General features: G+C 40.3%; 13 protein-coding genes and 1 pseudogene. 9 read left to right on the top strand and 5 right to left on the bottom strand.

Going from position 1 to position 15924, the window contains the following annotated elements:
- Nucleotides 1-2040: a hypothetical protein gene (locus HMPREF9009_RS02325; protein ID WP_049701343.1), complete on the top strand. Its 2040-nt coding sequence runs from the start codon at nt 1-3 to the stop codon at nt 2038-2040.
- A gap of 24 nt (nt 2041-2064) precedes the next feature.
- Nucleotides 2065-2451 (top strand): annotated as a pseudogene (locus tag HMPREF9009_RS02320) (FAD-dependent oxidoreductase); the annotation flags it as partial.
- A gap of 40 nt (nt 2452-2491) precedes the next feature.
- Here the strand turns inward: HMPREF9009_RS02320 and HMPREF9009_RS02315 are convergent.
- The 5 genes from HMPREF9009_RS02315 to xerD form a co-directional block, all read right to left on the bottom strand.
- A complete protein-coding gene (locus HMPREF9009_RS02315) occupies nt 2492-4045 on the bottom strand; it encodes a sensor histidine kinase (RefSeq protein WP_049702209.1) in 1554 nt (517 codons plus the stop codon).
- A gap of 99 nt (nt 4046-4144) precedes the next feature.
- Nucleotides 4145-5683 carry a YifB family Mg chelatase-like AAA ATPase gene (locus HMPREF9009_RS02310; RefSeq protein ID WP_049701341.1) on the bottom strand — a complete coding sequence of 513 codons (1539 nt, stop codon included), beginning with the start codon at nt 5681-5683 and terminating at the stop codon, nt 4145-4147.
- 13 nt (nt 5684-5696) lie between these two features.
- Nucleotides 5697-6767, bottom strand: coding sequence for a TlpA disulfide reductase family protein (locus tag HMPREF9009_RS02305; RefSeq protein ID WP_049701340.1), 1071 nt, complete (start codon nt 6765-6767; stop codon nt 5697-5699).
- A gap of 111 nt (nt 6768-6878) precedes the next feature.
- On the bottom strand, nt 6879-8573 hold the full coding sequence (locus tag HMPREF9009_RS02300) for a tetratricopeptide repeat protein (RefSeq protein ID WP_049701339.1): 1695 nt from the start codon (nt 8571-8573) through the stop codon (nt 6879-6881).
- Nucleotides 8574-8708: 135 nt separating this feature from the next.
- Nucleotides 8709-9668 (bottom strand): site-specific tyrosine recombinase XerD, encoded by a 960-nt coding sequence (gene xerD, locus HMPREF9009_RS02295; protein ID WP_004317151.1) that lies wholly within the window; start codon nt 9666-9668, stop codon nt 8709-8711.
- Between the two features lie 62 nt (nt 9669-9730).
- Between xerD and aroQ the strand changes: the two genes are divergently transcribed.
- From aroQ to HMPREF9009_RS02260, 7 genes are all read left to right on the top strand, one after another.
- Nucleotides 9731-10150 (top strand): type II 3-dehydroquinate dehydratase, encoded by a 420-nt coding sequence (gene aroQ / locus HMPREF9009_RS02290; RefSeq protein ID WP_004311171.1) that lies wholly within the window; start codon nt 9731-9733, stop codon nt 10148-10150.
- Nucleotides 10151-10186: 36 nt separating this feature from the next.
- The gene (pyk, locus tag HMPREF9009_RS02285; RefSeq protein ID WP_008023274.1) at nt 10187-11644 is read left to right on the top strand and encodes a pyruvate kinase; all 1458 of its coding nucleotides are present in this window, start codon (nt 10187-10189) and stop codon (nt 11642-11644) included.
- Nucleotides 11645-11664: 20 nt separating this feature from the next.
- A complete protein-coding gene (locus HMPREF9009_RS02280; protein ID WP_008023273.1) occupies nt 11665-12321 on the top strand; it encodes an O-methyltransferase in 657 nt (218 codons plus the stop codon).
- A 16-nt stretch (nt 12322-12337) separates the two neighbouring features.
- Nucleotides 12338-12670 (top strand): 30S ribosome-binding factor RbfA, encoded by a 333-nt coding sequence (gene rbfA, locus HMPREF9009_RS02275; protein WP_004296522.1) that lies wholly within the window; start codon nt 12338-12340, stop codon nt 12668-12670.
- A 17-nt stretch (nt 12671-12687) separates the two neighbouring features.
- Entirely contained in the window at nt 12688-13914 is a 1227-nt protein-coding gene (locus HMPREF9009_RS02270) for an FtsX-like permease family protein (RefSeq protein WP_049701338.1), read from the top strand.
- Nucleotides 13915-14059: 145 nt separating this feature from the next.
- Nucleotides 14060-14611 carry an RNA polymerase sigma factor gene (locus HMPREF9009_RS02265; RefSeq protein ID WP_008642439.1) on the top strand — a complete coding sequence of 184 codons (552 nt, stop codon included), beginning with the start codon at nt 14060-14062 and terminating at the stop codon, nt 14609-14611.
- Between the two features lie 155 nt (nt 14612-14766).
- Nucleotides 14767-15882, top strand: coding sequence for a FecR family protein (locus tag HMPREF9009_RS02260; RefSeq protein WP_049701337.1), 1116 nt, complete (start codon nt 14767-14769; stop codon nt 15880-15882).
- Nucleotides 15883-15924: the final 42 nt, after the last annotated feature.

Below are 15924 nucleotides of genomic sequence, written 5' to 3'. Positions count from 1 at the left end.
ATGAGAACAATATTAAGGTTATTTGTAGGTTGTGCGGTAGCTCTGTTTGGTACTGTCTGTATGGGAGCGGTAAGGTATGTTCCTGAAAATGTGAACGTAGAACTATCTTTAAAGGTTCCAGGTAATGATGCTGTGGATTACAAACTGTATCCAGGCAAGTTGGAGAATAGTTATTTTGACTATGAATGGCGTTCGGAAGGTAAACTTCCGGTGTCAGTCTTTCATAAGGTGGAAGAACAGCAAGGATGTACGCGGCTGACAGTGCAACTTACTGCCGCAGAGGATGTTTACTTCAACTATTACCAATGGATGAATACGGGTTATCGTCATGATAACTGTCAGTTTTATATGCCTGGATTCTGGTATCGCCGCAATCTACGTTCTCCTAAGGAAGCTCCCTCGTTTCATACATCAGATAGTTGGTTGGTTCGCGAAGATAGATTGAGTGCGCCGCTTACGGGGATCTTTTGCGAGAAAGAAAAGCGGTTTATGATAGTAAACCATTTGGGTGACTTCTCTATGGATGCTCTGGCTACGCATAAAGAAGGTGAAATCATTCTTTCAGGGAAAACTTCTTTGGGCTTTACCGGATTTGAGAATCGTCAGGGTGCATCTATGCTCTCTTTTGGTTTTCCCTATCGAGAAGCCCCTAAAAGTTATATCCGTAAATTGACATTGGCTCCGGCAGTAACAGCCTATCAGCATCTTAAAAAAGGAGAAACGATTTTGTTGACTTGGCAAATTACTGAAGGTGAAGCTAAGGATTATTCTGATTTTGTGCGGCATACTTGGGAATATTGTTATGATACATATTTGCCCAAGCCAGTAGATACTTCTTACTCCATTGAATATATGAAGCAAACTCTTAGCCAATTTTTTGTAAGCAGTTTTGTGGATAAATATCCATTGGTTTATAATTCGGGTATACATCTCCGCACGGACCAGTGTATTTCTAACGGGCAGGCGGAAGTTGGTTTTATAGGTCGTGTTCTTCTTAATGCGTTCAACGCCTGGGAATATGGTTGGGAATGTAATCGGGAGGATTTAAAGACTAACAGTACTAAAATATTCGACAGTTATCTGAAGAACGGATTTACAGAAGCCGGTTTCTTTAAGGAATCGGTCAACTTTGACAATAACTTTGAAGATCCGGTCCACAGTATTCGTCGTCAATCGGAAGGGCTTTATGCAATGTTTCATTTCCTGGCTTATGAAAAAGAAAAAGGACGTAAGCATTCGGAATGGGAGCAACGGCTGAAAAAAATGTTGGATATGTTCCTGCAATTGCAGAATACTGATGGTAGTTTTCCGCGGAAGTTTCGGGATGATTTTTCTATCGTAGACAAGAGTGGAGGAAGTACTCCTTCGGCTACATTACCTTTGGTGATGGGATATGAGTACTTCAAAGATAAACGTTATCTGGATAGCGCTAAGCGAACTGCGGATTATCTGGAAAAAGAACTGATCTCTAAAGCGGATTATTTTTCATCTACCCTGGATGCGAATTGTGAAGATAAAGAGGCTTCGCTTTATGCTGCCACTGCTACTTATTATCTTTCCTTGGTTACTAAGGGAGAAGAACACAAGCATTATGCTGATCTGACGAAGCAAGCCGCTTATTTTGCATTATCGTGGTATTATTTGTGGGATGTTCCTTTCGCGCCCGGGCAGATGCTAGGTGACATTGGTCTGAAAACACGTGGTTGGGGAAATGTTTCCGTAGAGAATAATCATATTGACGTGTTTGTTTTTGAGTTTGCCGATGTACTTCGCTGGTTATCGAAAGAGTATAATGAATCTCGTTTTTCAAATTTTGCAGAGGTGATTTCAACTTCTATGCGGCAGCTATTGCCTTATGAAGGACACATGTGCGGTATTGCCAAGATAGGTTATTATCCGGAAGTCGTTCAGCATACCAGTTGGGATTACGGAAAGAATGGAAAGGGATATTATAATGACATTTTTGCACCGGGATGGACTGTTGCCTCCTTATGGGAGTTGTTCACACCGGGACGTGCGGAGATTTTTATGGGAAAGTAATAATTTAGAAATAGGCTATTATGGCGTCTAGAAGGAGACTATATCTTCACCGTACAAGACTGGATGGAGCGTAAGACATTTGAAGATGAGATCGGGCGTAACTGTTACTATATTGATGTCCATAAACCGGGACATAAAGAGACACGTTATAAAAAAGGCGAATCGCATGGAATTCCCTATCGTTGCCTGACGCCTAAAGGACTGAAGAATGTATTAACTGCAGGCCGTTGTATCTCCACTGATGAGGAGGCTTTTGGAAGTCTGCGGGTCATGCCTCCTTGCCTGGTGACAGGTGAAGCCGCCGGAATGGCTGCTGTGCATGCTATCAAACAGACAAGGAATGACGTTCACAAAATTGATATTGCTCTTTTACGTAAAAGATTAAAAGAAGAAGGACAATACTTTTTATAAATATGGACTAATGATACAAATAGTCTTGTATATGCAAAACCTACACGTGAAGCTCCAGGATAAAACGGGTTCCTTTGGTATAGCCTGTATCTAGCGTCAGGCTACCATTCATTTTTGCAGCGATAAGTGAACAGATCGGCAGCCCTAGTCCATCTCCTGTAGTGAGGTCTTTCACTTCCGTGAAAGGTTTGAAAAGATTTTCCTGTTGTTCTGCCGGAATACCTGTTCCTGTATCCGTCACGATAAACTGATGCGTGTGTGCGCCACGTTTCTTGAATTCGAGGCTGATGCGTCCTTGTTCGGTATAGATGGCGGCGTTTCTTAGTAGGTAGAGAAGAATACGTTCCAGTTGTTCCTTGTTTGTTTTTACTTGAAGCTTCGGTGCATTGACCGACGGAGTAACCTCTGTTTTTATATACTCCTTAGCCTTATCCATCACATTTTCGCAGAAAGTTCCTACATTGATTTCTCCTAGTTCATAGAACTCAGTCAATGAGTTCTCTAAAGAAGACAGTTCCTGAATGTCGTCGCTGAATTTTTTCAGAGCGGCCACTTGTCCCTGCATCTGGCCGGCTTCTTGAGGAGCTTTCTGCAACAGCTCTTCTGCCGAATGGGCCAATGTATTCAGGGTAGGCTCCATTTGCGAAGATATGTTTTGTATGAATTTGGTTTTTAATTCATTATGCTCATTGGCTATCTTCACGCTTTTCTTTAATTTACGATTGCCGGCGATGAATTTCAGCAATATGACAGCCAGTATGACTAATCCGGCTATAAGGATAACCACAAGGGCGCAGAGACCTATAATAATATACTGTTTGGCAGATAGCGTATCCTCTTTTTCCTGTATTGTCTGTAGACTCTCATCGTATTTTCTCTTCAATACATTTAGTTCGTCTTGAGCTGTCAATGCTTTTACGGAGTCCGTCCAGACAATGTAACTTTCGTAGGTACGCTCCATCAAGGGGGCATTATTGGCTTTGCGGGCGATGCCGATAAGATTCTTGTAGCACTCACTCACTTTTTCATAGTTTTTCTTTTCCTTATATTGGCTGATAAGTTTGCGGAAACAGGCATCGCCTTGTGCGTTCTGATTGAAAGTATAATAATAGTTGGCTTTTGTATATAGTAATGTCTCCGTTAACGAGTCGTTTTTGGCAAGATTGGCCGTTTCCTCCAGTTTGTTCAGTTGAATTTTGGCCTGTGCCGGATTCTTGAGTGCAGTGTACATCTGCAACCGCTCCTTGCTTACGAGGAAGCGCAGGTTATGAAAGACTTTTTTCTGATTTTGTTCTCCGGCCCATATAAGTTGATCCATATCGCGACAAAGTTCGAACCCTTCTTTGTAGAAGTTCTCTCTGACATATAGCGCATTGGCTTGAACGCCACATTCGATGGCTTGTGGATAGTTCTCGCGGGCTGCAAAAGCTTCGTATGCTTTTTTAAATAAGTAACGCGCTTTGATGTAATCTTTTTGATGAAGGCTGCTCTGCGCTTGTTCCTTTAATTCAGTGGCTCTGTCTTGAGGAGTTTGTGCATAGGTCAGTATGCTGAAACAAAATATCATTAAAAGACTTGTGATTGATGTTTTCATATTTATTTCATATTTGTTTGTCACAAATGTAAAACAAATATATGAAAAAAGATAGCGTTGACGATGAAATAATTTCATTCTGTATGATGTTCGCTGCAATTATCCTGCCCAATTCTCTCTATCGAGATTCCGATAACTGATAGCTTCTGCCAGATGGCTCGGTCGTATTTGCTCCATTCCTTCCAGGTCGGCTATTGTACGGGCTACTTTTAGGATTCGGTCGTAGGCTCGGGCAGACAAGTTCAGTCGCTCCATAGCACTCTTTAATAGCGCCAGTCCTTTTTCGTCCGGTCGGGCATACATGGCGAGCAGTCTGCTGTTCATCTGTGCATTACAATAGACACCCGTACATTCGGCATATCGTCTTTCCTGCATTTGGCGGGCTTTTATCACTCGTTGCCGAATGATACTGCTCGGTTCCCCTTGTCTTTGGTCGGAAATCTTATCAAAAGGTACGGGAACAATCTCTATCTGAATGTCAATACGATCTAATAACGGACCGGATATTTTATTCAGGTATTTCTGTACTTGCCCGGGACTGCATACGCATGCTTTTGTCGGATGATTGTAGTATCCGCATGGACAAGGGTTCATGGACGCGATCAGCATCAGATTGGCCGGATAGCTGATAGTACTTTTGATGCGGGAAATGGTGATCTGGCGGTCTTCCAATGGTTGACGCAACACTTCCAGCACTCCTCGGTTGAATTCCGGCAATTCATCTAAAAAAAGTACCCCATTATGTGCCAGACTGATTTCTCCGGGTTGTGGAAAACTACCTCCGCCAACCATCGCCACCTGGGAAATTGTGTGGTGAGGGTCGCGGAATGGGCGTTGGGAAATCAATGATGAACCGCGTTTCAGTTGTCCGGCAACTGAATGTATCTTGGTGGTTTCCAGACTTTCACCCAGTGAAAGAGGAGGAAGAATGGAAGGAAGGCGTTTGGCCATCATCGATTTACCGCTACCCGGAGCACCTACCATTATTAAATTATGCCCTCCGGCTGCTGCAACTTCTAGTGCCCTTTTTACATTCTCTTGCCCTTTAACGTCTGCAAAATCCAAGTCACAGTTCGTCTGTTGTTGATAGAATTCTTCCCGTGTATTAACAACAGTCGGCTCTAATTCGCGTTCATTATTGAAGAATTCGATGACCTCCTTGATATTACTGACTCCGTATACTTTTAATTGATTGACAACGGCCGCTTCCCGTGCGTTTTGTTGGGGGATGATTAGTCCTTCGAAACCATCTTCGCGCGCTTTGATAGCAATGGGAAGCGCACCTTTGATAGGTTGTATACTTCCGTCCAGACTTAGTTCGCCCATTAACAAATAGCGGGAAAACTTCTCGGAAGAGATTGTTTCGTTAGCCCCTAACAATCCGATGGCAAGAGGCAAGTCATAAGCTGAACCCTCTTTTCGGATGTCGGCTGGTGCCATATTAACTACTATATTGCTAGTGGGCATTTTATAGCCATTTACCAGCAATGCGGAAATAATACGTTGATGGCTTTCTTTGACCGCAGAATCCGGAAGGCCGACGAGATAGAACATACAGCCGCGTGAGCTGTTGACTTCGATTGTGATGAGTGTTGCATCAATCCCTTGAACAGCCGCTCCGAATACTTTAATTAACACGTTTGATTACTAGTTATTTTTTCTTCTTATTGTCTTGTTTTTCCTTTTCTTCAGCAGCAGTGACTACTTCCTCAATTTTCTTCTTCAATTGTTCTCCTTTGAGGTTTTTCGCGAGAATCTTACCGTCTGCCGACAGAAGAATGTTGCTGGGAACTTGCTTGATGGCGTATTGTTTGGCTACTTCGGAATTTAGTCCGCCAAAATCACAGACTTGTTCCCAATTGAGCGTATCACGTTTTATAGCATCCTGCCATTCTTGTTTATCCATATCAAGGGAAATACCGAGCATGGCTATATGTTTGTTCTTCTTATATTTCTGATAGATCTCTTTTAACTCGGTATTGCTTCGATGATTGGAAATGCTATCTCCCCATGAAGCCCAAAAGTTGATTAACAGGTTCTTTTTCTTGAAATCTTCTGATGACCGGGTAATTTTTTCCCCTTTTATGTTAGATAGACTGAAGAAGGGAGCATATTTGCTTGTTTCTGTTTTCTCTGACAGTGAGATGGCTTCATTGAGTTGTTCGATATACAGCTTGTCTTGCAATATTCCTGTCATGACTTCAATTAGCTTCTTTATTTTGTTGAAATCGGGCGAATCTTTCTGAACAAAGTATTTATCCAACAAGTAGAGGCTGACAAAAGAAGAATGATGCTTCATGATGAATTCTTCTGCTTTTTGCTCTAAATCTTTCTCGGATGGAGTAGGCAGGCTATTTAGTTCTTTTTGAAAGGTTGTAAACTCTTCATTATATATATTACCATTGATATCCAGATATTCCGGGTGATTGATATCTCCTTTTATTTTGATTTGATTTCCTTTGTCAAGGAAGATTGGATATTCTGTCTGATTGTCAATAAGTAAAAAGGCAGAAGTAATGGTGTCTATTGAAGCTGTATAAGAGAATTTATCGTTCTTCGCGAAAATGGTATCTATCCGGTCGAATGATTCGTCCATTCCATACAGATAAAGCGTATCTGTGCCCAGACCTTTGATTTCCCCGGTTATGCTAACCTTCTTTGAAGATTTACCACAACTGCATAGACAAATGATTATGAGGATTAAAATGCTACTCTTTTTCATTGCTTTGATTTCTTTTCTGCGAAAGTACGGTTTTTACAGATAAAAAAAAAGAATTGCCCGTCATTTATAATGACAGGCAATTCTTAATATTTAAAATAGAGTGTAATTCTCTTATTTAACGATGTTCATGAAATCTGCATTTGTGAAGAATTTAGCAAATTCCAAGTCAGTAGCTGCTTTCTTAGCTAATGAAGAATCTTTAGCAACTGCGCTCTTCAAGCTGCTTGTTACCATAGAAGAATTATTAGTTCTAGCACCTAAAACTGCCATCAAGTAGTCAGTGTAAGCATCAGGTCTTTCTACGTTAGCCAACGTGTTTTTAGCTTTGTTGTAGTCCTTAGCAAGGATTTGAGCCAAAGCAGCACTGTTAGTCTTAGAGTCACCGAATGAGTTTACTGCTCTTTCGTATTGACCTTGAGCGATGTACAGGTTACCCATAGATTCGCCAAGTTCTTTTGTGCCGGCAGCTTTACCGAAGTATGCTTCTGCAGCAGCTTTGTCACCCTTCATCAAAGAGATCAAACCTAAGTTCATGTTAACTTCAGGAGTAGCATTAACGCTGGCAGCTTTCTTGAAGTAAGATTCTGCTTTGTCAATGTTACCAGCTTGGTAAGCTAATTTACCTAAGTTGTTGTAACCACGGTAATCGTTCGGGAACTGTTTGGTAGCTTGGGTGTAGATAACTTCTTGCTTAGCAGGATCGCTAGTCAGTGTAGCAGCATACAGCAATTCTTCTACGTTCAGTTCAGAAGGATTAGAAGAAGCCAACTTAGCGATTTCTTCGTCAGACTTACCGATGATTTCATAGTTCAAAGTCAAACGAGAACGACGCAATTGAGGAAGAATTGTGTTAGCCAATTCTTTGTATACAGCAGAGATGTTCTTGATTTCGCTTTCTCTTTGAGCAGGATCTTGGTACATTGCAATAACGCGGAGAATCAACTCTTTGTCTTGGATGTTAGATTTAGAAACCAGTTCTTGGAAACCTTCCCAGTCCTGTGCAGTATATTTAGCATCGATCGGAGCATCGATTTTTGCTTTCTTCAGGTCTTTGCTCAACATCTTAGTTGTGTTGCCTTCACGGTTTTCAGCAAGAGTAGTATTCAAGCTTACACCACCATCAGGAGAAGCGTATGCAGAAACTTCGATGTTGCTGATCTTCTTGTTAGCAGCTTCGTTAACGTTAGCTACTTCTTTGTTGAATTCTTTAGCAGTCTTCAATTCGCTGGAACGAATGTTAGCTTGTTGGATCAAGAACATGATGTTGGCATCGTGTTTTTCTTTGATGATACGTTGGAAAGCGTCTTCGCCCAATGCAGGGTTAGCGTTACCTAATGTATTGTTTACTAATTCAGAAGTAGAGATTACACCATCAGCTATTTTCACAGCAGGAATAGTCACCACTTTCTTTCCGATAGTAGCTTTGAATTCCAGATACAATTCTGACTTAGCCATTTCAGGAACATAGTCAAAAGAAGTTTTCATTGTGTAGCTACCGCCCATCTTGTAAGAGATAGTCTGGTCGTTACCTTCCACTTTTTCACCTTGGAAAGTAGCTGGTTGGCCTTTAGCTTCGCCGCCATTCCATTTCAAAACCGGAGTAACTTCTACAACCGCTTTTTTGTTGAAATACTTTTCAGGAAATTTACCATTGATGGTCGCAGGAACTTTACCACCTACTGCCTCCAGCACTTGCGGAGTAACAGTGAAGTAATCAGCTGACAATTCACCCATTTTTTTGCTGCAAGAAGAGAATAATGCAACAACCATTGCCATGAGTAAAGGCAAGTACAACTTCTTAGTCATTTTAGGTATAAATTAAATGTTTGTAATTGAAATATCGTCTATTTGCCAACCTCCTTCTGCTCACACAGAAAAAGTAACGCAAAGATATTAATTCTTAATATAATTATATAGATAAGGGGGCGATTTTATCATAATTTAATGAAATAACTCCTCTTTTTCTTTCCTATACTTGATATTTCGTGGGTGATGCTCGATAATCTCACTACGAAGCATATTGCGGTCGATGTGGGTATAGATTTCCGTTGTCGCAATGGATTCATGTCCGAGCATACATTGAATGGCTCTCAAATTAGCTCCACCTTCCAGTAAATGAGTGGCAAAGGAGTGCCGGAAAGTGTGCGGACTGATGTTTTTGGTAATGCCCGCTTTTTGTGCTAATTCTTTTATCATATGAAAGATCATAATTCGGGAAAGACCTTTGCCTCTCCGCTGACTGACGAAAACGAAATCCTCATGCCCTTTTTTCACTTCAATCTGGTTACGGTCTGTGATGTAAAGCTTTATTTCATTAATGGCCCGGGGGGAGATCGGTACGAGTCGTTGTTTGCTTCCTTTTCCTTCTACTTTGATAAAGCCTTCATCAAAATAGAGGTCGGATAGTTTAAGGGTGATAAGTTCTGATACCCGAAGTCCGCAGCTGTATAGTGTTTCTAAAATAGCTCTGTTTCGCTGTCCTTCAGCTTTGCTGCGGTCGACGGCGGAGATAATCCGGTCAATTTCCTCCACAGTCAGTACTTCAGGAAGTTTGAAACCTATTTTAGGGCCTTCTAATAGTTCACTGGGGTCTGCTTCCAGATAGTTTTCGAGGATGAGAAAACGGAAGAATGATTTGATTCCTGATAAAATGCGGGCTTGTGAACGGGGATGAATACCGATGTCATGTAATCCGGCCGCAAAACGTTGAAGATCGGACAGGCATACGTCCAATACGTAAATCCCTTCCAATGTCAGAAAGCTCATCAGTTTGTCCAGATCCGTCAGATAGGCATCCAGCGTATTAAGAGATAAGGACTTTTCCAGTTTGAGATACTGCTGATACTTCCTGATTATCAGCTCTTGTTGTTCCTTCTTATGCTTTTTTTCGTTGATTTCCATTTCTTTTTTCTACCTTTGCACATTCTTTCAGATACAAAGGTATAAAAAAACAGGATTGCGCGATGAAGATACAAATTATTAATGGCCCGAATATTAATCTGTTGGGTAAGCGTGAACCTTCCATTTACGGAAGCGTTACATTTGAAGATTACTTGGCTGATCTTCGCAAAAGATACGTTGACGTGGAGATCGACTATTTTCAATCGAACATCGAGGGAGAAATGATAGACTGCATACAGCAGGTGGGATTTGATGTGGATGGTATAATCTTGAATGCAGGTGCGTATACACATACTTCCATAGCTTTGCAGGATGCTATTCGTTCTGTGACATCTCCGGTGATTGAGGTGCATATTTCCAATGTGCATAGTCGCGAGTCTTTTCGGCACGTATCGATGATTGCTTGTGCTTGTAAAGGAGTGATTTGTGGCTTTGGGCTAAATTCGTACCGTTTGGCTTTGGAGGCTTTATTGGATAGATAATAAATAAGGTAATAATATATAATAGGTAGAAAGACTATGTTATTGAAACAGACTAAGATTGTGGCTTCCATCTCGGATAGACGTTGTGATGTGGATTTTATAAAACAGTTGTTTGAAGCTGGGATGAATGTAGTGCGTATGAATACAGCGCACGCTAGCCGTGAAGGTTTTGAAGCTTTGATTGCAAATGTACGTGCTGTGTCCAACCGTATTGCGATTTTGATGGATACAAAAGGTCCGGAAGTTCGTACGACGGCTAATGCAGAGCCGATTCCATATAAAATAGGAGAGAAAGTAAAGATTGTAGGTAATCCGGATTTGGAAACAACTCGTGAGTGTATTGCTGTTTCATATCCGAACTTTGTGTCTGACCTGAATATCGGCGGTACGATTCTGATTGATGATGGCGATCTGGAACTGGAAGTTATTGATAAGACGGATGGTTATTTGCTGTGTGAAGTTAAGAACGATGCTACTTTGGGAAGCCGTAAAAGCGTAAATGTCCCGGGTGTTCGCATCAATCTTCCTTCATTAACGGAAAAAGACCGTAACAATATTCTTTATGCTATCGAAAAGGATATTGATTTTATCGCTCACTCTTTCGTACGCAACCGTCAGGATGTACTTGACATACGTGAAATTCTGGATGCACATAATAGTGATATTAAGATTATTGCTAAGATTGAGAATCAGGAAGGGGTGGATAATATCGATGAAATCCTGGAAGTGGCAGATGGCGTAATGGTTGCCCGTGGTGACTTGGGTATCGAAGTGCCTCAAGAACGTATTCCGGGAATCCAGCGTGTATTGATTCGCAAGTGTATTCTGGCAAAGAAGCCGGTAATTGTTGCTACTCAAATGCTCCATACAATGATAAATAATCCTCGTCCGACTCGTGCGGAAGTGACTGATATTGCCAATGCAATCTACTATCGTACAGATGCTTTGATGTTGAGCGGAGAAACCGCTTATGGTAAGTATCCGGTAGAAGCGGTGAAAACGATGACTAAAATTGCGGCTCAGGCAGAAAAAGATAAACTGGAAGAAAATGATATCCGTATTCCGTTAGATGAGAATAGTAATGATGTTACGGCGTTCCTTGCTAAACAAGCAGTAAAAGCTACTTCTAAGCTAAAAATACGTGCTATTATCACTGATAGTTATAGCGGACGCACTGCTCGTAATCTGGCTGCTTTCCGTGGAAAGTATCCAGTGCTGGCTATCTGCTATAAAGAAAAGACAATGCGTCATTTGGCTTTGTCTTATGGTGTGGAAGCTATCTATATGCCGGAATTGGCTAACGGACAGCAATATTACTTTGCGGCATTGCGCCGTCTGTTGAAAGAAGGCCGTTTGCAGCCTTCCGATATGGTTGGTTATTTAAGTAGTGGTAAGGCAGGGACAAAGACCTCATTCCTCGAAATCAATGTAGTGGAAGATGCTTTGAAGCATGCAGAGGAGACTGTATTACCTAACAACAACCGTTATCTTTAATTTTTAAAGAGGTAAGTTTTATGCAGGAAACCGAATCGATAGACGAATATATTTTGCAGCATATTGATCCCGAGAGCGATTACTTGAAATCGCTCTATCGGGATACGCATGTAAAGCTCCTTCGTCCTCGTATGGCTTCCGGGCATTTGCAGGGACGGATGCTGAAGATGTTTGTAGAAATGATTCAGCCTCGTCAGATATTGGAAATCGGAACGTATAGCGGCTACTCCGCCCTTTGTTTGGCGGAAGGTCTGCCGGAAGGTGGACTGTTGCATACGTTTGAGATCAATGATGAACAAGAGGACTTTACCCGTCCATGGCTGGAGAAATCACCGTTTGCCGATAAAATTCGTTTTTATATAGGTGATGCTTTAGAACTTGTTCCGCGTTTAGGTGTTACTTTTGATATGGCTTTTATTGATGGCGATAAACGTAAGTATATTGAATACTACGAGATGACATTGGCGTATCTTTCCGAAGGCGGATATATCATTGCTGATAATACTTTGTGGGACGGGCATGTGCTTGAACAGCCTCGCAATACGGACGCTCAAACAATTGGTATTAAAGCCTTTAATGATTTGGTAGCACAAGATGTGCGAGTGGAAAAAGTAATACTTCCTTTGCGTGACGGATTAACGATCATAAGGAAGAAAATAATAAGTAGTAAATTGTAAAACAGTAAATAACTTTATGGAAACAACCAGACAGAATAAGATATCTCGCCTGTTGCAGAAAGAGCTAAGTGAGATATTCCTGCTTCAAACAAAGTCCATGCCGGGTACATTGGTCTCTGTTAGCGCAGTTCGCATCAGTCCTGATATGAGTATTGCCCGTGTCTACCTCAGTGTTTTTCCTTCAGAGAAAGCAGAAGAGATGGTGAAGAATATCAATAACAATATGAAATCCATTCGTTATGAGCTTGGGACTCGTGTACGTCACCAGCTACGTATCATTCCTGAACTGAAATTCTTCGTGGATGATTCATTGGATTATATTGAGAAAATAGATTCATTGCTGAAGTGAAATAACTCATTGCAGAGGTGAACTTCCCTTTTTATATAGCCAGGCGTTATCTTTTTTCAAAGAAAAAGCATAATGCTATTAATATCATATCCGGCATTTCCGTATGTGGAGTGGCTCTTGCTACGCTTGCTTTGGTTTGCACTCTTTCTGTTTTTAATGGTTTTCAGGATATGGTGGCCAGCTTTTTTACGGCTTTTGATCCGCAGTTGAAAATTACGGTCCGTGAAGGAAAAGTCTTTGATGCACAAGATGAACGGATTCGTGCCGTTTGTGAGCTTCCTGAAGTGGAAGTGTTTACAGAGACGCTCGAAGAGAATGCAATGGTGCAATACAAGGACCGTCAGGCTATGGTTGTACTAAAAGGGGTGGAAGATAATTTTGAAGAGTTGACGGCCATAGACAGCATACTTTATGGCGCGGGAGAATTCGTTCTTCATGATTCGATCGTGAATTATGGCGTCATGGGAGTGGAATTGGTTGCGACTTTGGGAACTGGTTTGGAGTTTGTCGATCCTCTTCAGGTATATCTTCCCAAGCGAAATGCCAAAGTGAACATGGCAAATCCAGGCGCTTCTTTTAACCGTGATTATCTGTATTCTCCAGGTGTCGTATTTGTGGTGAATCAGCAAGAATATGATGGAAAATATATTCTGACTTCTCTCGATTTTCTTCGTCAGCTTCTGGATTATACAACAGAAGTCTCTGCGATGGAATTGAAATTGAAATCTAATGTAAATACTTCATCGGTACAATCTAAAATAGAAAACATACTAGGTGATGATTTTGTTGTTCAGAATCGTTATCAGCAGCAGGCAGATGTTTTCCGTATTATGGAGATAGAGAAGCTAATCTCTTATTTGTTCCTCACTTTTATTTTAATGATAGCCTGTTTTAATGTGATAGGCTCCCTTTCTATGTTGATCTTGGATAAGAAGGATGATGTAGTAACTTTGCGGAGTCTTGGAGCTAGTGATAAACTCATCTCCCGAATATTCCTCTTTGAAGGACGTCTCATTTCTCTTTTTGGCGCTATCTCCGGTATTGCCCTGGGCTTAATCCTATGTTTTATCCAACAGAGATTTGGTATAATTTCATTGGGAGGCGGTGGTGGTACTTTTGTTGTAGACGCCTATCCTGTCAGCGTTCACGCTTGGGATGTCGTATTAATCTTTATCACAGTTTTAGCCGTTGGTTTTCTCTCTGTATGGTATCCTGTACGTTATTTAAGTAAGAGACTTTTATAGCTAAATGGTAATGTTTTTATTATAGCCATTTTTCTATAATTGATAACTTTTAATTCCTTTTTATGGTGTTTTATTTTCATAATTGATACGATACTGCTATATTTGGCTCAATTTTGTTAATTGGAAATAATCTATAAATACTTCTGTGAAACTTGAGAATAATGAAATATGTAGAATAGTAGACGGCGATGAAATTGCTTTCAATCGTTTTATGGAGCATTATTCTTCGCGTTTATATCACTATACATTTGCGCTACTTGGCCAGAAGGAGTCAGCTGAAGAGATTGTGAGTGATGTTTTTTTTGAAGTTTGGAAAAATAGAAAAAGTCTGGCTGAAATTGGCAATATGAATGCTTGGATCCAGACAATCACCTATCGAAAAGCGATTTCTTTTTTGCGGAAGGAAACTGGAAAGTATGAATTGTCATTTGATGATATCGAAGATTTTATTTTTGAGCCGGTTCAATCTCCAGCCGAGGAGATGATTAGTAAGGAAGAAATGGCTAAAATTAATGACGCCATTCAACAACTTCCTCCCAAGTGTAAACATGTCTTTTTCTTAGCAAAAATAGACGGGCTTCCTTATAAAGATATTGCAGATATGTTGAACATATCAGTGAAGACTATCAATAACCATATTGCTTTTGCGTTAGATGAAATTGCTAAAAGATTGAATATGAAATCTCGCAAGAGCTAAGTTTTTTACTCTCCTGCTTATTAATGCCTTATTTTTTCACATAGCTAACTCCACTTTTATTCTTTTTACCCGAAAAATGAAAAAAAATCATTTTTGACTGGGAGATTTTTTTTTTAGTTGCGTCTTTATCTATAGAACAACATTAAAATAGGATTATGAGCTTGAAAGAATACCATCGTCTCGCAGATTTATTTAGTAAATTGAATTCTCAAGAAAATATTGAGGATGATTTTACTTCTATGCCTGATGCTGAGAAGTTGAAATTCTTTTGGGAAAATTGTGTGCAGGAAAAGATTGATTCATCTTCTATCATAGAGAAGACTCAACGAAAGATGCGAAAAGATGCTATGAAGCGCAGAAAGAAATATTTCTTAGTTGCTTCAGCTTCTATTGCTGCTTCCTTTTTGATTTGCATTTCAACTATTTATTTTTTTAATCATAATGGAAGTGTTAATTTAGACTTCCAGGCTATTGCTGAAGAAATGGATAGCCAATCTGTTGAGGAAGTGACTCTTATTACTTCCAAGGAACAGCTTAATTTGGATGAAGATGTTTTCATTAAGTATTCGAAAGAGGGGAAAGTTGCTGTCAATTCACAAGTGATAAAAGAGAAAGAAGAGAAAACCAAAGAGGAACAAGAATATAATCAGCTACTTGTTCCTGCGGGGAAAAGGGCTAGAGTAGAATTGTCTGATGGGACTCGGCTGGTCGTTAACTCCCAGTCAAAAGTGATTTATCCTCGTTGTTTTAAAGGAGACATTCGTAAAATCTATGCCCAAGGAGAAGTTTTCCTGGAAGTTGCGCATGATAAGAAACATCCTTTTATAGTGGAGTCTGATGATTTTAAACTGCAAGTGTTAGGAACGAGGTTCAATATCTCGAATTATAAAGGAGGAACAACTAATATTGTATTGGTGGAAGGTGCGGTAGAAGTTACTGATAAGAATGAAAAGAAAGCACGTTTGAATCCTAATGATCTGTTGAATATAGCAAATGGTACAATTGCTTATCAAAAGCAAGTTGATGTAGCAGAGTATATTAGTTGGGTAGAGGGGATTATGTTATTGAATGGTAATGATTTGTCGCAGATCATTCAAAGACTAAGCATCTACTATGGTATATCTATTCAATGTGATCCAATTATTGGTAAAGAAAAAGTGTATGGGAAATTAGATTTGAAAGATGATATAGACGAGGTGATTGAATGTATTCAGCAAACCCTGCCATTCACGATCGAAAAAAGTGATACTAGTATATATTTAAATAAATAATTTTTTTAATTAATCTTTTAATATGTTTGCCTATGAAGAACA

This window comes from Bacteroides sp. 3_1_13, from assembly GCF_001185845.1.
Taxonomy (GTDB): domain Bacteria; phylum Bacteroidota; class Bacteroidia; order Bacteroidales; family Bacteroidaceae; genus Bacteroides; species Bacteroides xylanisolvens.
This window is presented reverse-complemented; position numbering and strand designations above follow the sequence as displayed.

Coding starts and splice junctions, on each gene's coding strand:
- HMPREF9009_RS02325 (WP_049701343.1), top strand. CDS start 1: ATGAGAACAATATTAAGGTTATTTGTAGGTTGTGCGGTAGCTCTGTTT.
- HMPREF9009_RS02315 (WP_049702209.1), bottom strand. CDS start 4,045: ATGAAAACATCAATCACAAGTCTTTTAATGATATTTTGTTTCAGCATA.
- HMPREF9009_RS02305 (WP_049701340.1), bottom strand. CDS start 6,767: ATGAAAAAGAGTAGCATTTTAATCCTCATAATCATTTGTCTATGCAGT.
- HMPREF9009_RS02300 (WP_049701339.1), bottom strand. CDS start 8,573: ATGACTAAGAAGTTGTACTTGCCTTTACTCATGGCAATGGTTGTTGCA.
- xerD (WP_004317151.1), bottom strand. CDS start 9,668: ATGGAAATCAACGAAAAAAAGCATAAGAAGGAACAACAAGAGCTGATA.
- aroQ (WP_004311171.1), top strand. CDS start 9,731: ATGAAGATACAAATTATTAATGGCCCGAATATTAATCTGTTGGGTAAG.
- pyk (WP_008023274.1), top strand. CDS start 10,187: ATGTTATTGAAACAGACTAAGATTGTGGCTTCCATCTCGGATAGACGT.
- HMPREF9009_RS02280 (WP_008023273.1), top strand. CDS start 11,665: ATGCAGGAAACCGAATCGATAGACGAATATATTTTGCAGCATATTGAT.
- rbfA (WP_004296522.1), top strand. CDS start 12,338: ATGGAAACAACCAGACAGAATAAGATATCTCGCCTGTTGCAGAAAGAG.
- HMPREF9009_RS02260 (WP_049701337.1), top strand. CDS start 14,767: ATGAGCTTGAAAGAATACCATCGTCTCGCAGATTTATTTAGTAAATTG.